This is a genomic window from Leisingera daeponensis (assembly GCF_019801465.1).
GTDB lineage: Bacteria > Pseudomonadota > Alphaproteobacteria > Rhodobacterales > Rhodobacteraceae > Leisingera > Leisingera daeponensis_A.
Genome location: NZ_JAHVJA010000006.1, coordinates 26,118 through 52,515 on the forward strand (window position 1 = coordinate 26,118; position 26,398 = coordinate 52,515).

A 26,398-nucleotide genomic window follows, 5' to 3' on the forward strand; every position below is an offset into this window, starting at 1 on the left:
AAGAAGCAGGGGCGCTGTGATGGTGACTATCCGTGTGATTCATGATGAGGGTGCAGACCGGGATGTGCCGCTGCCGGCTTATGAAACCGCCGGCGCCGCGGGTGCCGATGTGCGCGCCAACCTGCCGGACCGCGGCAGCCTGTCGCTTCAGCCGGGCGAGCGCAAGCTGGTGCCGACCGGCCTGCGGATCGAGATCCCGGCGGGCTATGAGGTGCAGATCCGGCCGCGCTCCGGTCTGGCGCTGAAGCATGGGATCACCTTGCCCAACACGCCCGGTACAATTGACAGTGACTATCGAGGGCCGCTGGGGGTGATCCTGCTCAACGCCGGAGACAAATCTTTTGAAATCCGCCACGGAGAGCGCATCGCCCAGATGGTGGTGGCGCCGGTGCTGCAAGCACGTTTCGAGCTTGCCGGCACGCTGTCCGGCACTGAGCGGGGTGCTGGCGGCTTCGGCTCCACCGGGCGCGGCTGATGCTGCGGATCCTGGTCCTGGGCGCGCTGATCTGGTGGGGCGGGCGCTTTCTCGGCCTGCCGCGCAATCTGCGGATAACGCTGCTCACAGTTCTGTTCACTGCCGTTCTGGCTGTTCAGCTGACCTTGCCGGACGGGCACCCTTTGCGTGAAGGCACTGGCGGCGCCGTGGCGCCTTGGCTGATGCTGGGCGGCATTGCTATTGCGGCCTGGTTTTATGCACGTATCGTGGCCGCCCTGAAAAGCCGTGCCCAGCCCCAGGATACCGAAATGAGCCAGCCTGCCAGCACCTTCACCGAAAGCGAACTTGACCGCTACGCCCGCCACATCGTCCTGCGCGAACTTGGCGGGGCAGGGCAGAAGAAGCTGAAGAACGCCAAGGTGCTGGTGATCGGTGCGGGCGGTCTGGGGGCGCCTGCACTGCAATATCTCGCTGCCGCCGGTGTGGGCGTCATCGGGGTGATTGATGACGACGTGGTCGATAATGCCAACCTGCAGCGGCAGGTGGTTCACCGGGACGAGGACATCGGCAAGCCCAAGGTGTTCTCGGCCCAGGCTGCGATGAAGGCGCAGAACCCCTATGCGGAGGTGCGCCCTTACAACCGCCGCCTGACCGAGGAGATCGCGGCCGGGCTGTTTGCCGACTATGACCTGATCCTCGACGGCACGGACAACTTCGAAACCCGCTACCTGGCCAATCGCACCGCAGTGGCGCTGGGAAAGCCGCTGATCTCCGGCGCGCTGTCGCAATGGGAGGGGCAGCTAAGCGTGTTCCACCCGGCAAAAGGCGGTCCGTGCTACCAGTGCATTTTCCCGGAGGCTCCGGCCGCAGGTCTTGCGCCCAGCTGTTCCGAGGCCGGGGTGGTCGGCCCGCTGCCCGGTGTGGTCGGTTCGATGATGGCGGTGGAAGCGATCAAGCAGATTGCCGGAGCCGGGGCGGTGCTGCGGGGCGAGATGCTGATCTACGACGGGCTGTATGGCGAAACCCGCAAGATCCGACTGTCCCGGCGGGAAGATTGCCCGGCTTGCGGCGGCAGCGTGGAAAGCTGATCAACGCCAGTGAATGAAGCCTATTACATCGCGCTGCTGTGCGGCGCCCTGTTCGGTGGTATACCGGAGCAGGTGCATGATTTCACGTATCCCGGCGGTGCGGCCTCAATCCGCATCGACTGCGAGAATAAAAGCCGGGTTGTCGAGTTCGGACTCGACAAACGCAGCAGTCTCGACAGCCTCCAGCAGGCCCTGTTTGCAGCAGAAATCACCGGTAAGGAACCAGTGGTGGTCCTAATCGATACCGATGGCCGAATGGGCCGGTTCGAGTGGCGCATTGCCCGGGCGGCCAATGTAGCGGACGTTCCTATCCGTATCATTCCGGCGGAACTGGCGGACGGCCTGGGAGCGGGCGGTTGATCAGCCCTTGCCCTCATCCGGGTAAATCCGGGCAGACCTGGCTGCGGCTTCTAAGCTCGATTGCAGCCCGGTGGCTTTCCCGCTAGCGTCGCCGTCAAAGGAGAGCCGTACATGTCCAATCCGCTTCTGTCCCGCTGGGACACGCCGTTTGAAATTGCCCCTTTCAACAGCATTTCCGATGATGATTTTGCCCCCGCGCTGAAGCAAGCGCTGGCGGCGCACTCCGCTCAGATAGACGCCATCGCGAACAGTTCCGAGCTGCCCACATTTGCCAATGTGATTGAGGCGCTGGAAACACCCTGCCGCGAGCTGGAGCAGGTTCTGTGCGTGTTCTTCACCGTAGCCGGCGCCGACAGCAACCCCAAGCGGGAGGAACTGCAGCGGGAATTCTCTCCGAAACTCGCGGCGCATTTCTCGGCCATTACCGCGAACAAGGCGCTTTTTGCGCGCATCAAGGCAGTTTGGGATCAGCGGGCGGAGCTGGATCTGACCGATGAACAGCAGCGGGTGCTGATGCTGACCCACCGCGGCTTTGTCCGCGGCGGCGCGGCGCTGGAAGGCGATGCTGACGTGCGGATGCAGGAAATCAAGGGGCGGCTGGCCACCCTTGGCACCCAGTTCACCCAGAACCTGCTGGCGGATGAACGCAGCTGGTTCATGGAACTCAGCGAAGAGGATCTGGAAGGCCTGCCGGCTTTCGTGGTCAAGGCGGCCCGCGCCGCTGGCGAGGAACAGGGCAAGGGCTGTCCGGTCGTCACCCTGTCGCGGTCGCTGATCACACCGTTTCTGCAATTCTCGCCGCGCCGCGACCTGCGCAAGAAGGCCTTCAACGCCTGGGCCGCCCGCGGCGCCAATGGCGGCGAGACCGACAATCGCGCCATCGCGGCCGAGATCCTGAAGCTTCGCGAGGAGCGCGCGCATCTGCTGGGCTACGATAATTTCGCAGCGTACAAATTGGAAACCGAAATGGCCAAGACGCCGGAGGCCGTGCGCGGCCTGCTGATGGAGGTTTGGGACGCGTCCAAATCCCGCGCCGATCAGGACGCGCAGGTGCTGACCGCGATGATGCAGGCGGACGGCATCAACGGTGATCTGGAACCTTGGGACTGGCGATACTACGCCGAGAAGCGCCGCAAGGCGGAACATGATCTGGATGAGGCGGCGCTGAAGCCCTACCTGCAGCTCGACCGGATGATCGAGGCGTCTTTTGCCTGCGCCAGCCGCTTGTTCGGGCTGGAGTTCGCACCGCTGGACGTGCCGCTTTACCACCCCGACTGCCGCGCTTGGGAGGTGACCCGGGACGGGCAGCATGTGGCGGTCTTCATCGGTGACTATTTCGCCCGTAGTTCAAAACGCTCCGGCGCTTGGTGTTCGGCCATGCGCCAGCAGGCCAAGTTCCCGGAGGTGCAGGCGCCGGTGGTCATCAATGTCTGCAACTTCGCCAAAGGTGATCCGGCGCTGTTGTCTTGGGACGATGCCCGCACCTTGTTCCACGAGTTCGGTCATGCGTTGCATCAGATGCTGTCAAACGTGACTTATGAAAGTATCTCGGGCACCTCGGTCGCGCGCGACTTTGTCGAACTGCCCAGCCAATTGTATGAACACTGGCTGGAGGTGCCGGAGGTGCTTCAGGAATTCGCTACCCACGCGGAAACCGGCGAACCAATGCCGCAGGAAATGCTGGAAAAAGTGCTGGGGGCAGCCAATTTCGACATGGGCTTCCAGACGGTGGAGTATGTTGCGTCGGCCCTAGTGGATCTTGCCTTCCATGATGGCCCCGCGCCGTCGAACCCGATGGCCAGGCAGGCGGAAGTGCTGGAAGAAATCGGCATGCCGCGGGCGATTATCATGCGCCACGCAACGCCGCATTTCGCGCATGTGTTTTCCAGTGACGGCTATTCCTCTGGCTATTACAGCTACATGTGGTCGGAAGTGATGGATGCTGATGCCTTTGCCGCATTCGAGGAGGCAGGCGGCGCCTTTGATGCGGAGCGCGCCAAGGCCTTGGAAGAGCACATCCTTTCCACCGGCGGCTCCGTTGATCCGACTGAGCTTTACACCGCCTTCCGCGGACGGCTGCCGGGCGTGGAGGCACTGCTGAAAGGCCGCGGTCTGGTTGCAGAATAGGCGTGCTTGCCTCTTCTGTCTGCGGCAAAACCGCCTGCAGGCCAACAGCACAGGAGTAATTCCGGAACAATGAAAGAGCGGGCGCCGGCCCGCTCTTTTCCGCTCAGTAGCCGAGGCTGCGGTCGACCAGATGCAGGAGCGGCTCTCCCGCCTCGGCGCGGCGGATATTCTCGGCAATCACCTCTGCCGCGGTGCTCTCGCGGGTTTCAGAGGCGATGTGCGGTGTCACCGTCACATTGGGATGCGCCCAGTAGGGATGCTCCGGCGGCAGCGGCTCGATGCGGAACACGTCCAGCGTCGCGTGTCCGACCTGGCCGCTGTCCAGAGCGGCCAGCAGTGCGCCGTCGTCGATCAGCGGGCCGCGGCCGGGGTTGATGATCTTTGCACCCCTGGGCAGCATGGCAAGGGTTTCGGCGTTCAGGGTGTTTTCCGTGGCAGGCGTGTCCGGCAGCAGCAGAATGACGATTTCGGCCTTCGCCAGTGCCTCCTTCAGACCGTCTGCACCAGCAAAGCAGCTCACGCCTTCTATTTCCTTTTGCGTCCGGCTCCAGCCTGAGACCTGAAATCCAAGCGCAGCCAGTGCTTGTGCCGACGCAGTGCCGAGGGCGCCCAGACCCAGAACCGTGACGTTTCTGTCCTTGGCCAACGGCGGGGCTTTGGGCTCCCAGCGCCCGTTCTGGTCAAGAATATGTGTATCCATCCCTAGATGATAGCGCAGGGAGTGGCCCGCCACCCATTCGGTCATTCCCTGTTCCAGCCCGCTGTCCACCATCCGGGTGAGCGGCACGGTCAGAGACGCGTTGGGGGTGATCTTCTCTACCCCGGCCCAGAGGCTCAGCACCGCTTTCAGCCGGGTGAAGGGGGTGAAGTCGCTGACCGGCCCGTTTGGCGCAAAGATAATGTAATCGACTTCCTCCGGGGCGAATTCATTGCGCAGGTTGGCAGGAACGCCAAGCCGGGCGAACTCCGCGCGCAGCAGGGGTTCATAAGCAGGCCAGGCATCGGGACGGCCTGCAAACAGGACATTGGCAGTCATGATATCTCCCTGAAATTCTTAGCGTTGGGTTTGCCGGGGCCGGTGGATGTGGGCGCTCTGCACGATTCCGAAGGCGCCCAGCAGCACCAGCATTGCCGAGCCGCCATAAGATACCATCGGCAGCGGTACGCCCACCACCGGAGCCAGCCCCATCACCATCGACATGTTCACTGCAAAGAACAGGAAAAAGGTGATGGCAATGCCCATGATCACCAGCGAGGAGAACCGGTCCTTGGTCCCAATTGCCGAGGCGATGCAGAACAGGATGATCAGCATGTAGATGAACAGCAGTGTGATGCCGCCGATGAAGCCGAACTCTTCCGCCAAGGTGGTGAAAATGAAGTCGGTGTGTTTCTCGGGCAGGAAGTTCAGCCGTGACTGGGTGCCTTGCATGAAACCGCGCCCGGACCAGCCGCCGGACCCAAGCGCGATCTTCGACTGGGTGATGTGATAGCCCGCGCCTAAGGGATCCTGCGACGGGTCCAGGAAGGTGTCGATGCGGCGGAACTGATAGTCCTTCAGAAGCTGCCAGTCGGTGCCGCGGCTTTGGAACACTGCGCTCACCAGCCCGACGCCGGCGGCGATTACCGCCGCGAAATAGGCCCAGTGCACCCCGGCTAGAAACATGACGCCGCCGCCGGCCGCCATCAGCAGGATCGACGTGCCGAGGTCAGGCTGTTTCAGGACCAGAGCCGTCGGCAGAAGGATTAGCGCGACCGGCAGCAGCACCCACAAGGGGCGCGAGGTCTTCTCGGGCGGCAGCCAGTCGTAGTAGGCGGCCAGCAGCATCACCATGGCGATTTTGGTGACTTCCGAGGGCTGTAGGCGCATGAAGCCGATGTCGATCCAGCGCTGCGCGCCCATGCCGACGGTGCCGAACAGCTCCACCGCGACCAGCAGCGCCAGCGATCCCAGGTAGGCCACCACCGAGATATTGCGCCAGAACCAGATCGGGATCATCGCCACCACGAACATCACGCCCAGGCCGAGGGCAAAGCGCTTGACCTGCGGTTCCACCCAGGGATTGAAGGAGCCGCCCGCCACTGAGTAAAGCATCAGAAACCCGACGCTCGACACCGTGGCCAGGAGCAGGATGAGCCCCCAGTTCAGGAAAAGAACCTTGCGCAGGCCGGTAGGAGTCGATTTGGCGTGGTACTCAAGATAGCTCATGCCCGGCTGCTCCTGCTGCCCAGCGGGCGCTTGACGCGTTCGCGCTCCAGCCGCTCCTGCTGCGCCTTTATACGGCTGCGGTCGGCGTTGGGATAGGCTTCCAGCGGTGGGGTGCCGTCATAAAGCGCCTGCAACAGCACGTCACGCGCCACCGGCGCCGCCGCCTTGGAACCGCCGCCGCCATGTTCGACCACCACGGCGACTGCATATTTTGGCTTGTCATACGGTGCAAAGCAGACAAACAGCGCGTGGTCGCGCCTTTCCCAGGGCAGATCCTCGTTTCGGATCACCCCGGCCGCCCGTTCGGCGGCGGTGATATTGCGGACTTGGCTGGTGCCAGTCTTGCCCGCCATCTGCATTCCATCGCCGATGATACGGGAGCGGTAGGCGGTGCCGCGGCGGTCGTTGCTGACCGAATGCATGCCCCGCCGCACCATGCGCAGGTTGTTCTCGCTGATCCCCAGCGGCTCGCCGGCACCGCTGGGCTGCTCCACACCGTCCAGCGATTTCAGCAGCCGCGGGGTCACGCTGCGCCCGGTGGCGATGCGCGCCGTCATCACCGCCAGCTGCAGCGGCGAGGCCAGCATGTACCCCTGGCCGATCGAGGCGTTTGCGGTGTCGCCGATCAGCCAGTCCTTGCCGTACGAGCTGGCCTTCCACTCCTTGGTCGGGGTGATTCCCTGTGCCACGGCTGACATCGGCAGGTCATGCTTGATGCCGAGGCCGAACTTGTTGGCCATCTCGGAAATCTTGTCGATGCCGGTCTTGATTGCCACGTCATAGTAGTAAACGTCGCAAGACCGTTTCAGCGAGGTGTTGAGGTCCACATGCCCGTGGCCCGCGCGCTTCCAGCAGTGGAAGCGGCGGCCCGCAACTTTCAGGTGGCCGGGGCACCAGACAGTTTCCTCCGGTCCGACGACACCGTTCTCCAGCGCCGCCAGAGCGGTGATCATCTTGAAGGTGGAGCCGGGCGGATACGTGCCCTGCACCGTTTTATTGGACAGCGGACGGTACTTGTCCTCGGTCAGCATCCGGTAATCGGCCACTGAGATACCGCGCACGAAGAGGTTAGGGTCGAAACTGGGCGAAGAGCAGATCGCACGGATGTCGCCATCTTCGCAGTCGATCACCACAGCGGCTGCACTCTCGCGGCCCAGCCGGGCCTGCACATAGTTCTGAAGTCCAGCGTCGATGGTCAGCTGCATGTCGGCACCAGAAATGCCTTCGCGCCGGTCCAGTTCACGCATCACCCGTCCGGTGGCGTTGACCTCGACCCGCTTGGCGCCGGCCTTGCCGCGCAGCACGTCCTCGCGCCTGGCTTCGAAACCAACCTTGCCGATCTGGAACCGCGGGATCATCAGCACCGGCTCGGGATCTTCCATCTTGCTGAGGTCATAGTCGGAAACCGGGCCGACATAGCCCACGACATGGGCAAAATCGCCGAGCTGCGGATAGACCCGCGTCAGGCCCACTTCCGGCGTGACACCGGGCAGAGCGGGGGCGTTCACCGCGACCTTGGAGATATCCTCCCATCCGATCCGGTCGGCAAGGGTGATCGGCAGGAACGGCGGTGAGCGGCGCATTTCGGCGCGGGCGCGCTCTAGGTCTTCCGGGTCCAGCGGCACCAGACCTGACAGCTTTGCGATCACCGCCTCCACGTCGCCTGCGTCCTCGGGCACTACGGTGATCCGGTAAGAGGGCGAGTTCTGCGCGATGATCAGCCCGTTGCGGTCGAAGATCTGGCCGCGTGCCGGCGGCAGCAGGCGGATGTTGATCCGGTTTTCCTCCGCCAGCAGCCGGAATTCATCGGCCTGATCCACCTGCAGATAACGCATCCGGGCCGCCAAACCGCCGGCAAAGGCCAGCTGCAGCCCGCCCAGGAACAACGCCCGCCGGGTCATTTTGCCGTGTGCGGCATCCTGATCCTTGGAATTGCGTTTCATCTGCGGCTTACCAGAGTTTCGGCCTCGGCCGGGGACAGCTTGCGTACGTTCAGAATAGACTGGCTGACCCAAACTGCCAGCGGATACACGGCAATAGTCATCACAACCTGGATAACGGTCAGGCTCAGCTGCGCCTGCTCCACGCCGAACAGGGCCAGGATCAGCCGGTTCAGCGTGGCAATCCCTGCTAGCGCAAGGGCTACGGCCAGCCATTCGCTGGCAAAGGTGCTGTCACGGTGCGGCGCCGCGCGGGCCTTAAGGAAGCTGCAGCCCAGCACTGTCAGCAGCGCCAGCAGCCCGGGCGGGCGATGGAACAGCAGGTCAGCCAGCAGCATCACCAGGCCTATGGACAGGGAAGGCACGTAATCGGGGCGGCGCAGCGACCAGGCCATGGCGAACGCCAGCAGCAGATCCGGCGGCGCCCAGAAACGGGGTTCGGTCTCCAGCGGCAACAGGTGAAAGAAAATGATCAGCAGCGCCAGCGCCGGAAAGGCCGCGCGCATCATCCAGATCCGGGCGGGCGAGGTATTAGCCATTACCGGCCTCTGCCGCACTGTTGGCGCTGTCGTCTCCCAGGGTTTCAGGCCGCGGCTGCGGCAGCGGGTCACCGGGGGCGGCGCCGACCAGCCCGCCCGGGTCCTGGATCACCTCGGTGCCGTGGTGCCGCAGGACCCGCAGGTACTCCAGCCGGCCGTAATCAGCGGACAGGCGCACGCGCATCCGGCCAGACCGGTCCTTGGCGACCTGGCCGATAAGCAGACCTGCCGGAAAGACGGAACCGTCACCGGAGGAGATCACACGGTCGCCGGGGCGCACCAGATCGGGATTTTCCAGAAAGCTCAGCACCGGTGCGGCGCTGTTGTCGCCGGTGACCAGCGCCGTCTGCCCCGACGGCTGGATAATGGCGGGCACCGCGCTGGCTGCGTCTGTCAGCAGGATCACCCGCGCGGTATCGCGCCCGGTGCCGGAAATCCGGCCCACCAGTCCAATCCCGTCCATTGCCGCCCAGCCGTCATGCACCCCGTCGCGGCTGCCGACGTTCAGCAGCACCGACTGCCGGAAGGGAGAGCCGCTGTCGGCCATCACCACCCCAGTAATGTAGGTAAGCTGCGGATCCAGCTGCACGTTGTTGAGATCCAGCAGCCGGGCGTTTTCCTGTTCCAGCTGCAGCGCGGCCTCTTTCCAGGCCCGCATTTGCCGCAACTCGCTGCGCAGTTCGCGGTTCTGTTCGGCCAGCCGCTGGTAGCTTTGGAAATCGCGGATCAGGTTGATGGTGGCAGTGACCGGCACCATTGCCCAGTCCATGCTGGGCACCACCTTGTCCACCACCTGGGCGCGGAACCGTTCCACCCGCGGGCTGTCAATCCGCCAGACAATGAAAATTGCGGCGAGGCACAAGCACAGCACCGCTGTCAGCAGACGCCGCAGCGGGGTTGCGTAATCGTCGCGCTGTGACTTGTCTTTTGCCACGTCTCTCCTTCCAGCCGCCCCTTCCAGCGTCCTGTCAGCTGGCGCCGCTCCGGCGATCAGGGTCTATCAGCTGTCGTAGTCGATGGCGTGGGCAAGCTGCTTTTCGTATTCCAGCGCCTTGCCGGTGCCCAGGGCCACGCAGTTGAGGCTCTCGTCTGCGATCGACACGGCCAGTCCGGTCTGCTCGCGCAGGGCCAGATCCAGATCTCCCAGCAGCGCGCCGCCGCCGGTCAGCATCACGCCGCGGTCGACAATGTCAGCGGCCAGATCCGGCGGGGTGGTTTCCAGCGCGGTCATCACTGCCTCGCAGATCTGCTGCACCGGCTCGGCAAGCGCCTCGGCCACCTGGGCTTGCGAGATCTCGATCTCCTTCGGCACACCGTTCAGCAGGTCGCGGCCGCGAATCTGCATCGACTGACCGCGGCCGTCGTCGGGCATGCGGGCGGTGCCGATGGAGGTCTTGATGCGCTCCGCGGTGGACTCCCCCACCAGAAGGTTCTGCTGGCGGCGCAGGTAGCTGATGATCGCCTCATCCATGCGGTCGCCGCCGACGCGGACGGAGCGGGCGTAAACGATATCACCAAGCGACAGGACCGCCACTTCGGTGGTGCCGCCGCCGATGTCGACGACCATGTTGCCGGTCGGATCAGTGATCGGCATGCCTGCCCCGATGGCGGCGGCAATCGGCTCGGCGATCAAGCCGGCCCGGCGGGCGCCTGCGGACAGCACCGACTGGCGGATCGCGCGTTTTTCAACCGGGGTGGCGCCATGCGGCACACAGACGATGATCTTGGGCTTGGAGAAGGTCGAGCGCTTGTGCACCTTGCGGATGAAGTGCTTGATCATCTCCTCGGCAGTGTCGAAGTCGGCAATCACGCCTTCCCGCATCGGCCGGATCGCCTCGATCGATCCGGGGGTGCGGCCTAGCATCAGCTTGGCGTCCTCGCCCACGGCCAGCACCTTCTTGACACCGTCCTTGACATGGTAGGCCACCACCGACGGCTCGGACAGGATCACTCCGCGGCCCTTGACATAGACCAGAGTGTTGGCTGTGCCGAGGTCGATGGCCATGTCCGAGGAGAACAGACCGCCCAAGTTTCCGAAAAGCGCCATATAGAAGGGATCCTGTGAGTGCTGCCAATGTTCCATGGGCGACTCCCTGCGGGAGCCGCCTCGCCAAACCTTATAAGCGGCACGGCAGGGCCGCGAAAGGGCGTATTATGGTGAAACAGCGCCTTTCCGCCCAGTATCCAGTGGCGTCAGTGCGCCGCGTTCATGCGCTGTTCCTGCGGCGTCCATCCAGCCGGTCCCGACGGGACGCAGCCCGTGCTGCTGAAACAGCTCTCAGGTCGGGAATATCCGCTGCATCTCTGCTTTGAAATGCGCCCAGGTCAAGCTGGCGCTGTTGCCGGCGTACCCCTCGTAATAGGATTTTCCGCTGGATACGGGCAGCCCGGCCCATATTTTGGCTAGGTTCAGCATAAAGGTCTTGCGCGGCATCTCGGAGGCCAGGAAGGCGCTGTAGCCTGCCTCCTCGATCAGCTGATGCGCCAGCTGGTCCTGCAGTTCTGGCGTGAAGCGGGCCTGTGGTTTCACGCCCTGATGCCGGACCAGCCGACGCAGCGTGGCGGGGATGAACTGATAGCGCCCGATGGCATGCGGCTGGCCCGGTGTGGCATCAATCCAGGTATTTATTTCGGCGATGGTCATGCTTGTCGGCTTCTTCGGCGGCTTGCGGGTGGCGCCGTATTGCACCGCATCATATTGCGCCTTCCCGGCTTCGGCGCTGGCAATCAGGTCCAGCAAACGTTTGACGCTGGGCGGCGCCCTCAGGATCGGGGCGAACAGCCCGCCGCCGCTGCGGCCGCGGAACAGGCTGGCGGCGCCGGGGTTCAGGGATACGGCGCCGCGCCCCTGTTCGGTGCCCGGCAGGGTGTCGGGCAGCAGACTGGCAACTGCCTGCGGCGCAGGGGCCGCGGCGGAGGGTGCCGGTCCGGGCATCGGAGCGGAGGCCTTTTGCAGGAAGAACTGGCTTCCTACCAGCGAATATCCTTGCGCGCTGACCGCAGCCGCGGTGCACAGCAGCAAGGCCAGAAACGTCAGGATCAGGGCAAGGGCGCTCATTCTGAGGGGCATGGGAACCTGCATTCTGCGGCAACTCGTCGGGGGCCAGTCTGCTGCAGCGGGGTTGAGATTCCGTTTATCCTGCGCACGCCGCCTCTTCCGCCCCTTGGAAATAGAAGCTAGAGGACGCGCATGCTTTCATACCAGCACATCTATCACGCCGGGAATCCGGCCGATGTCCAGAAGCACGCGCTGCTTGCCTGGATGCTTGACTACCTCACCCGCAAGGACAAGCCGCTCAGCTATATCGAGACCCACGCGGGACGCGGGCTTTACCAGCTGGACGCGCCCGAGGCCGTGAAGACGGGCGAGGCGGAACAGGGCATCACCAAGGTACTGGCGGACCAGGGGCTGGCGGTGGACCACCCGCTGCACCGCGCGCTGACGGAGATCCGCGAACAGCACGGGTCGGCAGCCTATCCCGGCTCGCCGCTGATCGCAGCGTCGCTGCTGCGGCCGGGCGATTCGCTTCAGTTTGCCGAGCTGCACCCGCAGGAAAACACCGCCCTCCGCGACGCGCTGAAGCCCTGGAAAGCCAAGGTGCACCAGCAGGACGGGTTCGAGCTCGCCATGTCGCTGGCGCCGCCAGCCCCGCGCCGCGGATTGTTGCTGATTGACCCCAGCTACGAGATCAAATCCGACTATGCCCGCATCCCCGGCATCATCGGCCAACTGCACAAGAAGTGGAACGTCGGGGTCATCGCGCTGTGGTATCCGATCCTGAAGGACGGCAGCCATAAGCAGATGCTGAAGGCGCTGGAGACGCAAGGGCTGCCTGATGCCCTGCGCCACGAGGTCTCGTTCCCGCCGGTGCGTGAAGGGCACCGGATGATGGGCAGCGGGATGTTTGTGGTCAATGCGCCCTATGGCGCGGCAGAGGAAGCAGCGCGGATTTCGGCGCTGTTCGACGCGGTGTCCCGCAAGTAACCCCGGATCGCAAGTTCTGCACGAGCAACCAAAGAGGCACTGCCTGCCTCGCCGTTTAGTGCGGCGGCTTTGACCATGCTCCAATGCGGCAGCCTCTGCCTTGCTGGCGGGATTGCGGCGGGCAAAAGCGAAATCCGGGTAGGCCAGATGAAGCTGTTGCGTCTGATCCGCTGCCTCTCCCCGGCGTCGGCAGCCCGCATTTTGCGAGGCTGAGGATTTGCAAACAACTTTGAAATCCATCGCTTTCCCGCTACGCTTTTCAGCAGGGAGGGTGCGATATGGAGCGCAGGCTGGCCGCCGTGCTGGCGGCGGATATGGTTGGCTACAGCCGCCTGATGGACGTCGATGAGCAGGGCACCCTGGCCCGTCTTCGCACCCACCGGATTGAACTGATCGACCCTGCGATCACCAAGAACCGCGGCTCTATCATCAAGACCACCGGCGACGGGATGCTGGTTGAGTTCCCTAGTGTTTGCGATGCAGTGGCCTGCGCGGCTGAGGTGCAGGACCGGATGCGCCGCCGAAACGCCGATGTGGCGCCTGATAAGCGCATTCAGTTCCGGGTCGGCGTAAACCTTGGCGATATCATCTTTGACGATGGCGACATTTACGGCAGTGGCGTCAACGTGGCAGCCCGGCTGGAACAGTTTGCCGGCACCGGGGACGTCTGTGTCTCGGCCGCAGTGTACGGTCAGGTCCGCCGAATGGGGGGGCTGCAGTTCGAAGATCTGGGTGAGCACATCTTGAAGAACATCTCCGAACCGGTGAGAGTATACCGCCTTCTGTTGGATGAGGACGTTCCCGCGGCGCCGCCGGAGGAAGCCGGCGCTCCGGCTCCAGTGGTCAAACCCTCGCTTGCGGTGCTGCCCTTTGCCAATATGAGCGGCGACCCGGAGCAAGAGTTTTTTGCTGACGGTTTGACTGAGGACATCCTGACCGAACTGAGCCGCCGCCACGAGCTGTTCGTGATTTCCCGCAACTCCTCCTTTGTCTACAAGGGGCAGGCGGTTAACATTCGCGAAGTGGCGGAAAAGCTTGGCGCCCGCTACATTGTCGAGGGCAGCGTGCGCAAGGCGGGCAACCGGCTGCGGGTCACCGTGCAGCTGATTGACAGCTGCAACGACAGCCACATCTGGGCAGAGAAATACGACCGCACTCTGGATGATATTTTCGAAATCCAGGATGAGGTGACATCAGCAATTGTCGCTACGCTTCCCGGGCGGATCGAAGCGGCCCAGCAGGATGAGGTTTCTCGCAAAAAACCCTCGAGCCTGGCGGCCTATGAATGCGTTCTGGCTGCAAAGGTGCTGCACCACCGCAGTACCCGCGAGGACAATGCCGAGGCGATGAAGCTGATTGACCGGGCCGTTGAGCTGGACCCGGAATTCGCCCATGCGCACGCCTGGCGGGGTTGTATCCGCGGTCAGGCCTGGGGATACGGCTGGTGCGACGACGTCGAGGCAATGCTTGAGCTGGCGATGGCGTCGATCCAGAAAGCCGCTGAAATGGATGACAACGACGCCGACGTCCACCGGCTGATGGCGGCACTGGCCATTATCCAGAACAATCTGTCCCAGGCGCAGTACCACCAGGAGCGCGCGCTGGCCCTCAATCCCAACTATGATCTGGTTGTAGTGCAGATGGGGGAGTTGCTGACCTGGCAAGGTCGCCCGGAGGAGGGCGCGGAATGGATACGCAAGGCGATGCGCCTCAACCCGCATTTTCCGGTCAGGTTCTGGAGCCACCTCGGCAAGGCGCATTTCACCGCGCGCCTGTATGAGGAGGCGTTGTCGGATTTCCTGCGGCTGCCGTCGATGGATGCGGTTCAGGCCGGGCTGGCGGCGGCTTGCCACAGTTTCCTCGGCAACGCGCAGCAGGCGCAGGACTGTGTGGAGCAAGTCCGGGTTATGCAGCCTGATGCCACGGCAGAGAAGCTGCTTTCCGGGCTGCACTATGGCCGAGAGGAAGATGCCGCTCATTTCTGCGAAGGTCTGCGAACGGCGGGGCTGGAATAGGCCGCTGCTGCGAAGTAAAAAAAGGCGCCGCAACGGGCGCCTTTTCGTTTTGGTGAGAGCTGGGGTCAGGCCAGATCCTTGTAGGAGATCTCCTTAGTGTCGGCGCCTTCGCCAACCCGGCCGCGGCGCACGATCAGACGGTTCAGCGCGTTCACATAGGCCTTGGCCGAGGCCACCACCGTGTCCGTGTTGGCGCTTTCGCCGGTGGCGATATTGCCATCTTCCTCCAGCCGCACGGAAACCGTTGCCTGCGCATCGGTGCCCTCGGTCACCGCATGCACCTGGTACAATTGCAGCCGGGCGGAGTTCGGATATATCTTGCGGATCGCCTTGAAGGTCGCATCCACCGGCCCGTCACCTTCGGCGGTCTCGGTGACGTCATTGCCGTCGATCTCCATCTCGACAGTGGATTCCGCCGGGCCTCCGGTGCCGCACACCACTTTCATCGAGACCAGTTTCAAGTGGTCATTGTCCGCGTCGGTTCCTGTCCGCATCAGAGCGATGAGGTCGTCGTCGAATACCTCTTTCTTGCGGTCAGCGAGTTCCTTGAAGCGGACAAAGACATCCTTGAGCTGGTTGTCCCCCACGTCATAGCCGAGGTGCTCCAGCTTGTCGCGCAGGGCAGCGCGGCCGGAATGCTTGCCCAGAGGCAGCGAGGTGCCGGAAAGGCCGATATCCTCGGGCCGCATGATCTCGAAGTTTTCGCGGTTCTTCAGCATACCGTCCTGGTGGATGCCAGACTCATGCGCAAAGGCGTTCTTTCCGACGATGGCCTTGTTGGGCTGCACCACGAAGCCAGAAACGGTCGAGACCCGGCGCGAGATGTGCATGATCTTGGTGGTGTCGATGCCGGTGTGCCAGGGCATGATGTCATTGCGCGTCTTCAGCGCCATCACCACTTCTTCCAGCGCGGTGTTACCCGCACGCTCGCCGAGGCCGTTGATGGTGCATTCGATCTGGCGCGCGCCGCCGGCCACCGCGGCCAGCGCATTTGCGGTCGCCATGCCCAGGTCGTTGTGGCAGTGGGTGGCAAAGATCACCTCATCAGCCCCCGGCACGGTCTCAATCAGCCGCTTGATAAGGTCGGCGCTTTCCGCAGGCGCGGTGTAGCCGACGGTGTCGGGGATATTGATGGTGGTCGCACCCGCCTTGATGGCGATCTCGATCACCCGGCACAGGTAATCCCACTCAGTCCGGGTCGCATCCATCGGCGACCATTGGACGTTGTCCACCAGGTTGCGTGCGTGCGTCACGGTTTCGTGGATCTTGTCGGCCATCTCATCCATCGTCAGGTTCGGGATGGCGCGGTGCAGCGGCGAAGTGCCGATGAAAGTGTGGATGCGCGGCTGTGCGGCCTTGCGCACGGCTTCGGCGCAGCGGTCGATATCCTTGAAATTGGCGCGCGCCAGCCCGCAGATCATCGCGTTCTTGGAGCGCTCGGCAATCTCGGACACGGCGGCAAAGTCGCCTTCGGAGGCAATCGGAAAGCCGGCTTCGATAATGTCGACGCCCATCTCGTCCAGAAGCTCGGCAATCTCCAGCTTCTCGTCATGGGTCATGGTTGCGCCGGGGCTCTGCTCACCGTCGCGCAGGGTGGTATCGAAAATCAATACACGGGATTTGTCGCCGGAAATCGGGGATGCGTTGGTCATTTTGGTATCTCTTGTCTCTGTCCTAGGCCCTTAGGGGCATCATAAGCCTGTTGTGGCGCGCGTGCGGCAATCCTCTGAGCGGGCGCGCCGGAAGGGCACGCTCAGAGGCGGGCTAGGATCAGTAGGGTGCGCAGAGCTGCACCGCGGGAAGCGGTGGCGGCTTGGGTGATATCTGCGCAATTGGTCATGCCACGGATTTATACAGAGGCAGCGCCGAATGGAAAGGGGGATTCTGACCGTAGTGAGAGGGACAGGTTGCCGTCGCGGCACGGCATCACCCCGGCAGGCCTTTTGCGGCTCCATGCGGCGAGTGCAAGACAGTATTGAAAAAGGGGTATAATATAATTAAGGACCTGCCGCAGTTTCAATGCGTCAGTTTGTCCGCGCTGCGTCTTTTTTTGTGGCGGGCATGGCAATGGGTCTTGCGCCGGACGGGTTTCCGGCGCCAACGCCCCGGATCCGGCGTTTTTGTTGAGAAAGGCGTCATCGACAGGAGGGAAAAGTGTCGAATAAAATTGTCCTTGGATATGACGACAGCGAGGCCGCCAAATCGGCGCTTGCGTTTTCCGTCAGCCTTGCCAAAGCGCAAGGGGCAGAGCTGGTCATCGTGCATGTGCTGGAATGGTCGCCCTATTCTTTCCTCACTCCGGAGGAGATCGAGCAGCGCCACAAGCGCCGCGAGGAAGAGCTGAAACGCGCAGAAGACGCCTTGCTGGCCCCCGTACGCAAGAGCCTGGAAGGCGAAGGTGTCACCGTTCTGACCGAACTGAAATACGGCCATATCGCGGAAACCCTGATCGACGTGATCAAGGCGCATGGCGCCAGCCACCTGATCATCGGCCGCACCGGCCATTCGGCGCTGTCGTCGCGGCTGTTCGGCTCTGTCGCGGGCAGTCTGGCGCAGGCCGCGCCGGTTCCTGTCACCATCGTTCCCTAAAGATAAACTCAGAGGACAGTCATGAGGAAATCAATCAAGGCGGCAGCCCTGTCTGCGCCGCTGCTGCTGGCGGCAACTGCGCCGGCGATGGCACAATCCGTCGATGAGCGCGTCAATGAGCTGTTTGCCAGCTCCACCGGCTGGTTCGTCAACCTGATCTTCAGCCCGTTTCCCGGCACCAGCTTTCCTTGGATCGTGGCGTGGCTGGTGATTGCCGCCACCGTTTTCACCATTTACTTCGGCCTGATCCAGTTCCGCGCTTTTCCGCATTCTATCTCGCTGGTCAAAGGCGACTATTCCGACCCGAATGACGCGGGTGAGGTCAGCCATTTCCAGGCGCTGGCAACCGCGCTCTCGGGCACCGTCGGCCTCGGCAACATCGCCGGCGTTGCGGTCGCCGTCGGCATCGGCGGACCGGGCGCAACCTTCTGGATGATCCTGGCCGGCCTGATGGGGATGGCTTCCAAGTTCACCGAATGCACCCTGGGTGTGAAATACCGCAACGAGTTCGCGGACGGCCATGTGTCGGGCGGACCGATGTATTACATGACCAAGGGTTTTGCCGAACGCGGCCTGCCAATGGGCAAGGTCCTGGCGGTGCTGTTCTCGGTGTTCTGTATCCTTGGCGCGCTGGGCGGCGGCAACATGTTCCAGGCCAACCAGGCACACGCGCAAATCTCCGGCGTCGTGGGCGAGTATCCGGGCTGGATCACCGGTGTGGTGTTCGCAGCGGTGGTTTTTGCCGTGATCGTCGGCGGCCTCAAGTCGATTGCCCGGGTGACCGAGAAGGTGGTTCCGTTCATGGGCATCATGTATGTGGCAGCGGCAATTGTTATTCTGGGCATGAACGCGGACAAGATCGGCTGGGCCTTCGGCCAGATCTTTGAAGGTGCCTTCACCGGCCTCGGCATCGCCGGCGGCATGGTCGGCGCGCTGATCCAGGGCTTCAAGCGGGCGGCCTTCTCGAACGAGGCCGGCGTCGGCTCGGCAGCCATCGCCCACTCCGCTGTGCGCACCAAGGAGCCGATCACCGAAGGTTTCGTGTCGCTGCTGGAGCCCTTCATCGACACCGTTGTGATCTGCACCATGACCGCGCTGGTGATCATCATCACCGGTCAGCTGATCCAGGACCCAAACACCGGTCTTTACCTGCTGGACGAGGGCGCTAGCACTATCCAGACCGTCGACGGCAACAAGGGGGTGGCGCTGACCTCGGCGGCCTTCTCCTCGGCCTTCGGCTGGTTCCAGTACGTGCTGGCGCTGGCGGTGATCCTGTTCGCCTTCTCCACCATGATCAGCTGGTCCTACTACGGCCTCAAGGCCTGGACCTTCCTGTTCGGCGAAGGCGAGATTACCGAACTGGTGTTCAAGGTGATTTTCTGCATCTTTGTTGTGATCGGCGCAGCTGCCAACCTCGGTCCGGTGATCGACTTCTCCGACGCGGCAATCTTTGCCATGGCGGTGGTCAACATCATCGCGCTCTACTTCCTGATGCCGATCGTCAAGAAAGAGCTGAACAGCTACATGTCGCGCTTGAAATCGGGTGAGATCAGGAAATACAGCTGATAGGCCCTGCCTGATTAAAGCTTGAAAATCAGGCCTTCCCGGTCACCCGGGGAGGCCTTTTCTTTGGCCTGACCCTAAATGCCGTCCTCCACGAACCGGCGCAGCCCGGCTAACTGGCCCGGAAGTTCTCCAGCTTGCGACTGGCAGAATCCTATCAGCAGCCCTTGTGCCGCGCCATCCGGGTCATGAGGCGACAGCGGCTGGACGCCATAACCCTCAGCGGCCGCGCGGCGGCAGATCTCCGCGTCCTTCCGGGGCCGCTTCAGGTGAAAGGCGATCTGCATGCCGGCGTTGTGACGGTGGAAGGAACCGAGTGTTTCCGGCCACTGCGCCAACGCCTCAGCCGCCGCGGCATAGCGTTCGGCATAGAGCCTGCGGGCGCGGCGGATGTGGCGGTCGTATTGGCCCGATGCCATGAACTCCGCCAGTGGCCGCTGCGCGGTGACGGCAGCGCCTGCGCTCGGGTGGATGAACTGCGCCCGGAATTGCGGCACCAGAACCGGCGGCAGGATCGCATAACCCAGCCGCAGCGCGTGGGAAAACGTCTTGGAAAAGGTGCCGACATAGATGCAGCGCCCCTCGCGGTCGAGCGCAGCCATTGCTGGCACCGGCTGGCCGCCATAGCGGAACTCGCTGTCGAAATCATCCTCGATGATCCAGCCGCCGCTTTCCTTGGCTGCCTTTAGAAAAGCCTGCCGCTGCGGCACTGGCAGGGTGCCGCCCAGCGGAAACTGATGTGAGGGGGTCAGCAGGGTGACCTTGGCCATCTGCCGCGGCCTCTCAGCGCCGCGCGGGCCTGCCCGCAGCCATCGCACTTTCCAGCCGCGCGACAAGGCAAAGCGCTGGGTGGGGGTGAACCCAGGGGTTTCCAGCGCAATGTCTTCGCCTTCCACCAGAAACTCCATCGCCAGTTCCAGCGCCTCGCGTGCGCCGCTGGTCACCAGCACCTGCTCCGCGCTGCACTCGATGCCCCGCCACCGCGCCGCATAGGCCGCAATTTCCTTGCGCAACTCGGGGTCGCCAAAGCCGTCTTCCTGGTGACACAGGCTCAGCGGGTCCATTCTTGCCACCCGAGCAACACAGCGCGCCCACGGGCGCGCAGGAAACACCTCCGGGTCCGGCGCGCCGGGCAGCAGCATACCCGGTGCAGGAGGCGGTGGCGCTGCAATCGGCTTGGCAGGAACCTCCGGCGGCCGGATCGGCGCAACGTCGCAGACAAATATCCCGGCGCCCTGCCGGGATTCAGCAAAGCCTTCGGCCACCAATTGGTCATAGGCCGTCACAACGGTGGAGCGCGCCACCCCTAGATCATGCGCCAGCGCCCGCGACGAAGGCAGCCGGGTGCCGATGCGAAGGCTCCCCTCGCTGATCCTGCACCGCATCGCCGCGACGATCTGCAGATACAGCGGCTCAGCCTTACTGCCAAAAACCATACCGGACAGGTCAATCATACTGGACTGCTCTTTTTGTCAGAAACTGGAAGTTAATATCAACCCAGTGTGCGCGTAGCTGTCACGCGAAACAATAAGAAATATGAGGTCAGCCGATGCGCCAGTCCGAAGATCCAGCCGCCCTGAAATCCGGCCGCAGCCGCCTGCGCCGTGCCCATGAACGCGGGCATTATGACCGTGAGAGCCTGTATCAGGTGCTCGACGCCATGCCGTTGGCACATATTGGCTACCAGATCGGCGGCGCCACCTCGGTGCTGCCGACCCTGCAATGGCGCGAGGGGGACCACGTCTACTGGCACGGTTCTGCAGCCAGCCGGGCGATCCGCGCGATGGCAGGGGCGGAGGTCTGCCTGACCGTCACCTGCATGGATGGCTATGTGCTGGCGCGCTCGGCTTTCCATCACTCCGTCAACTTCCGGTCCGCGATGCTGTTCGGGGTGGCTGAAAAGGTCGCGGGCAATGATGCTAAGGCGGCCAGCCTCAAGGCGATGGTGGACCATGTGTTTCCCGGCCGATGGGATACCTTGCGCCCGATGAATGCGCAGGAGCTAAAGGCGACTGCGGTGCTGCGGATGCCGATCGAGGAAGGCGCTGCCAAGATCCGTTCCGGCCCGCCCAAGGATGACGAGGAAGACTACAGTCTGCCGATCTGGGCCGGCGTGGTACCGATGGCGATGGAACTGAAGCCGCCGCAGCCTGATCCTGCCAATCTGGAGGGGATTGTGATGCCCGACCATCTGAGCCGCATCCGCATTGGCTGAAACGAAAAGGCGCGCCGTCATGGCGCGCCTTCATTCCGTCGGACTTACTCAGTCTGGCTGGCGTCTCCGGTTTCCTGGCTAACCAGTGCACCGTTCTCCCAAGTGCCGTCCGCCTGCTGGCCGCTGGCGTATTTCATCGTGCCGGGGCCCTGGCGCTTGCCGTTGACAAAGCTTCCCTCGTAGACGTCGCCGTTGGCATAGGTTGCAACGCCCTGGCCGTAGATTTTACCTTCCTGCCATTCTCCCGCGTAGGTAAAGCCGTCCGGCATCACGATCTTGCCCTGCCCGTGTCGCTGGTTGTTGGCGAAATCGCCTGTGTAGACCGATCCGTCCGCATAGGTCACCGTCGCCTCGCCGTGGCGCTGTCCGTCTTGCCAGCCGCCTTCATAGCGGTAGCCGTCGGCGTAGATCATCACCCCTTGGCCGTGGTTCTTGGCGTTCTTGAAACCACCGGTATAGGTGAGGCCGCTGGGGTAGGTGGCGGTGCCTTCGCCCTCGATGACACCTGCGACCCAATCCCCTTCATAGGTGGAACCGTCCGGATAGGTGATCTTGCCCTGGCCTTCGGCCAGGTCGTCGCGGAAATCGCCCTCGTAGACCGAACCGTCGGGATAGGTCATTGTCCCCTTGCCGTCGATCTGGCCGCGGGCCCAGTCGCCGGTGTAGGTGTAGCCGTCTCTCTCGGTTATGGTGCCGGTGCCGTGGCGCTGATCGTCGGCAAACATGCCAATATAGACATCACCATTGGCGTAGGTCATTTTGCCTTGGCCGTGGCGGCGGGTGTTCTTCAGCTCCCCTTCATAGACATCGCCATTGGGGTGCGCCTGGCGGCCGGTTCCCTGCATCTGGCTGGCCACCCACTCACCTTCGTAGACAAGTCCCTCCGGGGTTTCGAGCCGGCCCCGCCCTTGCAGTTGGCCATCAAACACCTGGCCCTCATAAACCGTGCCGTCTGCATAGGTGATCTTGGCCTGGCCTTCCTGGCGTCCTTCAGCCCAGCCGCCGTCATAGGTGTAGCCGTCCGGCGAGGTCATCACGCCCTGGCCATGACGTTTGCCATTGGCAAAGCTGCCCTGGTAGCGCACTCCGCTGGCGTAAACTGACATGCCGTCGCCGTGGATCTGGCCGTCCTGCCAGCCGCCCTCATAGGTGCTGCCATCGGCGCGGGTCAGCTTGCCCAGCCCGTGCGGCTTGCCCTGCGCGAACTCGCCTTCATAGACCGACCCGTCCGGAAACCGCGCGACACCCTGGCCGCGCACTTCGCCTTCGACCCAGTCGCCGGTGTATTCATAGCCGTTCGGCAGCTTGTAGGTGCCGGTGCCATGCTGCAAGCCGTTGCGAAAGGTGCCTTCATAGACGCCGCCGATTTCATCCTGGGTGGTGATGACCTCGCCTTCCTGCGCCAGCGCGGGAGAGGCCAGAGCCAAAAGGGTGGAAATCGCGAATGCGGTGCCGAAACGGGTCATGGAAAACCTCTGCCTGCCCAGGGATTACGGTGCTGCTGCCATATTGGGTTGCTCGCCCGGAAACTAAGCTACCGTAACACTGGCCGCAATGTCTTTTCCCGGGCCCGGGCCCCTTGCCCTTCCCCTTGGCCGTCAATCTGGTAAATGGCTGAGGTAGGAAATTTGCAAAGGGCCCTAGCAGCATGGCAGACCGTTTCCGCGTGACACTGGCGCAGCTGAACCCCACCGTGGGCGACCTGGCGGGCAATGCCGCCAAGGCCCGCGCCGCCTGGGAGGAGGGCCGCAAGGCCGGCGCCGATCTGGTGGCGCTGCCGGAAATGTTCATCACCGGCTACAACACCCAGGACCTGGTGATGAAGCCGGCCTTCCATACCGCCGCCATCGCCGAAGTGGAAAAACTGGCAGCAGACTGCGCTGATGGCCCGGCGCTGGCGATCGGCAGCCCGTGGGTTGAGGGCGCACAGCTTTATAATGCCTACCTGATCCTCAAGGGCGGCAAGATCGCCTCCCGCAGCCTCAAGCACCACCTGCCGAATGAAACCGTGTTCGACGAGGTGCGGATTTTTGAGGCCGGTCCGCTGGGCGGCCCCTATTCTGTTGGCTCCACCCGCATCGGCTCCCCTATCTGCGAGGACGGCTGGCATGAGGATGTCGCGGAAACTCTGGCCGAAACCGGAGCCGAGTTCCTGCTGATCCCCAACGGCTCTCCCTATTACCGCAACAAAATGGAGGTGCGCTTCAACCACATGGTGGCGCGCGCGGTCGAAACTCACCTGCCTGTGATCTATCTGAACATGGTGGGAGGTCAGGATGATCAGGTTTTCGACGGCGGCTCCTTTGTCTTGCATCCAGGCGGCGCCTTGGCTCTGCAGATGCCCGTGTTCGACGAGGCCTATGCCCATCTAGACCTGAAGCGCACCGATGACGGCTGGCGCGCGGTCGAGGGAGAAAAGGCGCATCTGCCGGATGAGTGGGAGCAGGATTACCGGGTGATGGTGGAATCCTTGCGCGACTACATGGGCAAAACCGGTTTCAGGAAGGTTCTGCTGGGGCTTTCGGGCGGTGTGGACTCGGCCATCGTTGCAGCCATCGCTGTGGACGCACTCGGCGCTGAAAACGTTCGCTGCGTGATGCTGCCGTCCGAGTACACCAGCCGGGAATCGCTCGAGGATGCCGAAGCTGTGGCAAAGGCGCTGGGCGTCCACTACGATTACGTCCCGATCTCCGAGGGCCGTGCCGCCATCACCAACACGCTGGCACCGCTGTTTGAAGGGATGGAGCCGGGGCTTGCTGAGGAGAACATCCAGTCCCGCCTGCGCGGCTTGCTCCTGATGGCAATGTCCAACAAGTTCGGGGAAATGCTCCTGACCACCGGCAATAAATCGGAAGTTGCCGTCGGCTATGCCACGATCTACGGTGACATGAGCGGGGGGTACAACCCGATCAAGGACTTGTACAAAACACGCGTGTTCGAAACCTGCCGCTGGCGCAACGCCAACCACAGGCCCTGGATGAAAGGGCCTGAAGGCGAGGTGATCCGCCCCAATGTGATCGACAAACCGCCCAGTGCCGAGCTGCGGGAGGATCAGAAGGACAGCGACAGCCTGCCGGATTACCCGGTGCTGGACGCGATCCTGGACATCCTTGTCGATCAGGATGGATCAATCTCAGATTGTGTTGCGGCCGGTTTTGAACGGGATACTGCAAAACGTGTCGAGCATTTGGTTTACATCAGCGAATACAAGCGCTTCCAGTCCGCCCCCGGCGCCCGGCTGACCCGGCGCGCGTTCTGGCTGGACCGCCGCTACCCGATCGTGAACCGCTGGCGCGACCCTTCCTGAGGCGCGCATTAACCCTCTGAAGGCGCAGGTTTTTCTGCACTTTCAAAAAGGCGGCTGTACCTTTCTGCTGCCGGTAATGCCCTGATATGCGGCGGAAAAATCACAATGGCGGAATGCGGCGCAACCGGTGTCGCATGCACGCTGGACCAGCGCTTTGGCACCGGGCATAGATGCCTTCATGCCTGGACCCAGACTGCCTCATTTCCAACCTGATCTGGCCTTGCCCAAGGCCGTCGACGCCGTTGTGATCGGCGGCGGCATCATTGGCGCCAGCACCGCGCTGGAACTGGCCGAACGAGGCCATTCTGTGCTGCTTTGCGAGAAGGGCCAGATCGCGGGAGAGCAGAGTTCGCGCAACTGGGGATGGGTGCGGATTGCCTGCCGCGACCCGCGTGAAATCCCGCTGATGGCAGAGTCGCTGCGCCTGTGGGACGGTCTGGCAGAGCGCACAGGGCATGAAACCGGCTTCACCCGCTCCGGAATTCTCTATACCGCGGAAGGCGCCAAGCGCGAGGCCCAGCTGGAACGCTGGCTGCACAACCTCGACGGCTGGGAGCAGGGCGCCCGTTTGATCCGCGGCGAACGGCTGGCGCAGCTGATGCCCGGGCATCAGACCGCAACCCGTGCGGCACTGCACACGCCGTTGGACGGCCGGGCCGAACCGCAGCTGGCGACCCATGCCATCGCCTCCGCCGCCCGTGCGGCCGGCGCCCGGGTGATGACAGACTGCGCCGTTCGCTGTGTTGAAACCTCCGCTGGCCGCATCAGCGGCGTGATGACCGAACGCGGACGGGTGGCCTGTTCCGCCGTAGTCACCGCCGGCGGCGCCTGGTCGCGGCTGTTCCTGGGCAACGCGGGCGTGAACCTGCCGCAGCTCAAGGTGCTGAACTCGGTCCTGCGTACATCGCCTGTGCAAGGCGGCCCGGAAACCGCGGTGCGAAGCGGCAACCTTGGCCTGCGCAAGCGGGCGGACGGTGGCTACACGGTCTCAGACGCGATGGAGAATGTGGTGGACATCGTTCCCGACAGTTTGCGCCTTGGCTGGAAATACCTGCGCAGCCTGCGCCAGGAATGGCGGGCGCTGCAGTTCCGGATCTCCGGCCGTTGGGCGGAGGAAGCGGCCCAGGCCCGCCGCTGGGGCCCGCAGGACACCACCCCGTTCGAACAGTGCCGCGTACTTGACCCGGCGCCCTCGCAGAAGGCGCTGAAAAGCGGCTGGGCCGCCGCGCAAAAAGCCTTCCCGGTGCTGCAGAACGCCGACGTGGTGCAAAGCTGGGCCGGGCTGATGGATGTGACGCCTGATGCGATCCCGGTCATCTCGCAGGTGGACAGCCTGCCGGGGCTGTTCATCGCCACCGGTTTCTCCGGCCACGGTTTCGGAATCGGTCCCGCCGCAGGACGGCTGACGGCGGATCTGGTTACCGGCAGCACCCCGGTCGTCGATCCGCGCGCCTTCCGCTTGTCCCGGTTCACCGACGGCAGCAGTTACGGGCCGCAAACCGGCTATTGAGGCATCCGCCCGGCTTGATGCGGGCTGTCAGAGCGCTGGCTGCGCACTATCATTACGGCAGGAGGGCTGGCGGATGAGCCGGAACAAGACTGTCCCGACGGGCGCAAGCGTCGAAGAGTTTCTGCAATCTGTGGAGCCGGAGCGAAAATCGGTCGAAGCGCAGGAGCTGGACAGGCTGTTCCGAAAGGTGACCGGTTTCCAGCCGCACATGTGGGGCCCGTCCATCATCGGTTACGGCTGCTACCGCTACCGCTATGCGACGGGCCGGGAAGGGGAATTCCTGGCCACCGGATTTGCCCCGCGCCGGGCGCGCCATTCGATCTACATCATGCCGGGCTATCAGGACTACAGTGCCATCCTGTCCCGCCTGGGCAAGCACAAGCTGGGCAAAAGCTGCCTCTATGTGAACAAGCTCGCTGATATTGACCTCGATGTTCTGGCTGAACTGATCAAAGCAGGCCTCAGGGATCTGAACGGGATCTGGCCAGTGCAGCCGGAATGACCGCCGGGCTTTTCTC

General features: G+C 63.3%; 22 protein-coding genes. 12 read left to right on the plus strand and 10 right to left on the minus strand.

The features are described from left to right. The first annotated feature begins 19 nt into the window (after positions 1–19). The 4 genes from dut (at position 20) to KUV26_RS13850 (ending at position 4,011) form a co-directional block, all read left to right on the plus strand. Complete coding sequence (gene dut, locus KUV26_RS13835; RefSeq protein ID WP_222504784.1) at positions 20–475, plus strand: dUTP diphosphatase; 456 nt, start codon at positions 20–22, stop codon at positions 473–475. Further along, the gene (locus tag KUV26_RS13840; RefSeq protein ID WP_222508778.1) at positions 475–1,524 is read left to right on the plus strand and encodes a HesA/MoeB/ThiF family protein; all 1,050 of its coding nucleotides are present in this window, start codon (positions 475–477) and stop codon (positions 1,522–1,524) included. Before dut ends, KUV26_RS13840 begins: the two co-directional genes overlap by 1 nt. Before the next feature lie 9 nt (positions 1,525–1,533). Further along, positions 1,534–1,884, plus strand: coding sequence for a hypothetical protein (locus KUV26_RS13845; protein WP_222508779.1), 351 nt, complete (start codon positions 1,534–1,536; stop codon positions 1,882–1,884). Positions 1,885–1,995: 111 nt separating this feature from the next. After that, positions 1,996–4,011, plus strand: coding sequence for a M3 family metallopeptidase (locus KUV26_RS13850; protein WP_222508780.1), 2,016 nt, complete (start codon positions 1,996–1,998; stop codon positions 4,009–4,011). Between the two features lie 103 nt (positions 4,012–4,114). Here KUV26_RS13850 and KUV26_RS13855 read toward each other — a convergent pair whose 3' ends face one another. From KUV26_RS13855 to KUV26_RS13885, 7 genes are all read right to left on the minus strand, one after another. Continuing rightward, positions 4,115–5,047 (minus strand): 2-hydroxyacid dehydrogenase, encoded by a 933-nt coding sequence (locus KUV26_RS13855; RefSeq protein WP_222508781.1) that lies wholly within the window; start codon positions 5,045–5,047, stop codon positions 4,115–4,117. Positions 5,048–5,065: 18 nt separating this feature from the next. After that, complete coding sequence (gene rodA, locus KUV26_RS13860; RefSeq protein WP_222508782.1) at positions 5,066–6,217, minus strand: rod shape-determining protein RodA; 1,152 nt, start codon at positions 6,215–6,217, stop codon at positions 5,066–5,068. Further along, positions 6,214–8,160, minus strand: coding sequence for a penicillin-binding protein 2 (gene mrdA, locus KUV26_RS13865; RefSeq protein ID WP_222504790.1), 1,947 nt, complete (start codon positions 8,158–8,160; stop codon positions 6,214–6,216). The genes rodA and mrdA overlap by 4 nt, the downstream gene beginning before the upstream one ends. Then, on the minus strand, positions 8,157–8,696 hold the full coding sequence (locus KUV26_RS13870; protein ID WP_222508783.1) for a rod shape-determining protein MreD: 540 nt from the start codon (positions 8,694–8,696) through the stop codon (positions 8,157–8,159). The genes mrdA and KUV26_RS13870 overlap by 4 nt, the downstream gene beginning before the upstream one ends. Next, positions 8,689–9,630 carry a rod shape-determining protein MreC gene (mreC, locus tag KUV26_RS13875; protein ID WP_222508784.1) on the minus strand — a complete coding sequence of 314 codons (942 nt, stop codon included), beginning with the start codon at positions 9,628–9,630 and terminating at the stop codon, positions 8,689–8,691. The genes KUV26_RS13870 and mreC overlap by 8 nt, the downstream gene beginning before the upstream one ends. Positions 9,631–9,696: 66 nt before the next feature. Next, on the minus strand, positions 9,697–10,743 hold the full coding sequence (locus KUV26_RS13880; RefSeq protein WP_008554722.1) for a rod shape-determining protein: 1,047 nt from the start codon (positions 10,741–10,743) through the stop codon (positions 9,697–9,699). 231 nt (positions 10,744–10,974) lie between these two features. Continuing rightward, positions 10,975–11,754, minus strand: coding sequence for a hypothetical protein (locus KUV26_RS13885; RefSeq protein ID WP_222504793.1), 780 nt, complete (start codon positions 11,752–11,754; stop codon positions 10,975–10,977). Positions 11,755–11,886: 132 nt separating this feature from the next. Here KUV26_RS13885 and KUV26_RS13890 point away from each other — a divergent pair, with 132 nt between their 5' ends. Further along, positions 11,887–12,681, plus strand: a complete 795-nt coding sequence (locus tag KUV26_RS13890; protein ID WP_222504794.1) for a 23S rRNA (adenine(2030)-N(6))-methyltransferase RlmJ — start codon at positions 11,887–11,889, stop codon at positions 12,679–12,681. 278 nt (positions 12,682–12,959) lie between these two features. Further along, positions 12,960–14,696: an adenylate/guanylate cyclase domain-containing protein gene (locus KUV26_RS13895; RefSeq protein WP_222508785.1), complete on the plus strand. Its 1,737-nt coding sequence runs from the start codon at positions 12,960–12,962 to the stop codon at positions 14,694–14,696. Between the two features lie 65 nt (positions 14,697–14,761). On the opposite strand, the gene KUV26_RS13900 is transcribed toward KUV26_RS13895, so the two are convergent. Next, the gene (locus tag KUV26_RS13900; RefSeq protein WP_222508786.1) at positions 14,762–16,348 is read right to left on the minus strand and encodes a 2-isopropylmalate synthase; all 1,587 of its coding nucleotides are present in this window, start codon (positions 16,346–16,348) and stop codon (positions 14,762–14,764) included. A 502-nt stretch (positions 16,349–16,850) separates the two neighbouring features. On the opposite strand from KUV26_RS13900, the gene KUV26_RS13905 reads away from it, so the two are divergent. Then, the gene (locus KUV26_RS13905; protein ID WP_222504796.1) at positions 16,851–17,285 is read left to right on the plus strand and encodes a universal stress protein; all 435 of its coding nucleotides are present in this window, start codon (positions 16,851–16,853) and stop codon (positions 17,283–17,285) included. A gap of 21 nt (positions 17,286–17,306) precedes the next feature. Beyond that, a complete protein-coding gene (locus KUV26_RS13910) occupies positions 17,307–18,851 on the plus strand; it encodes an alanine/glycine:cation symporter family protein (protein WP_222504797.1) in 1,545 nt (514 codons plus the stop codon). A 74-nt stretch (positions 18,852–18,925) separates the two neighbouring features. Here KUV26_RS13910 and KUV26_RS13915 read toward each other — a convergent pair whose 3' ends face one another. Beyond that, a complete protein-coding gene (locus KUV26_RS13915) occupies positions 18,926–20,302 on the minus strand; it encodes a PLP-dependent aminotransferase family protein (protein ID WP_222508787.1) in 1,377 nt (458 codons plus the stop codon). A gap of 95 nt (positions 20,303–20,397) precedes the next feature. Here KUV26_RS13915 and KUV26_RS13920 point away from each other — a divergent pair, with 95 nt between their 5' ends. After that, positions 20,398–21,063, plus strand: a complete 666-nt coding sequence (locus KUV26_RS13920) for a pyridoxamine 5'-phosphate oxidase family protein (RefSeq protein ID WP_222508788.1) — start codon at positions 20,398–20,400, stop codon at positions 21,061–21,063. 44 nt (positions 21,064–21,107) lie between these two features. On the opposite strand, the gene KUV26_RS13925 is transcribed toward KUV26_RS13920, so the two are convergent. Then, a complete protein-coding gene (locus KUV26_RS13925) occupies positions 21,108–22,529 on the minus strand; it encodes an MORN repeat-containing protein (protein ID WP_222508789.1) in 1,422 nt (473 codons plus the stop codon). A gap of 182 nt (positions 22,530–22,711) precedes the next feature. Here KUV26_RS13925 and KUV26_RS13930 point away from each other — a divergent pair, with 182 nt between their 5' ends. The 3 genes from KUV26_RS13930 (at position 22,712) to KUV26_RS13940 (ending at position 26,382) form a co-directional block, all read left to right on the plus strand. Next, positions 22,712–24,370 (plus strand): NAD+ synthase, encoded by a 1,659-nt coding sequence (locus KUV26_RS13930; protein WP_222508790.1) that lies wholly within the window; start codon positions 22,712–22,714, stop codon positions 24,368–24,370. A gap of 178 nt (positions 24,371–24,548) precedes the next feature. Beyond that, positions 24,549–25,880 carry an NAD(P)/FAD-dependent oxidoreductase gene (locus KUV26_RS13935; RefSeq protein WP_222508791.1) on the plus strand — a complete coding sequence of 444 codons (1,332 nt, stop codon included), beginning with the start codon at positions 24,549–24,551 and terminating at the stop codon, positions 25,878–25,880. Between the two features lie 73 nt (positions 25,881–25,953). Next, the gene (locus tag KUV26_RS13940; protein WP_222508792.1) at positions 25,954–26,382 is read left to right on the plus strand and encodes a DUF1801 domain-containing protein; all 429 of its coding nucleotides are present in this window, start codon (positions 25,954–25,956) and stop codon (positions 26,380–26,382) included. Positions 26,383–26,398: the final 16 nt, after the last annotated feature.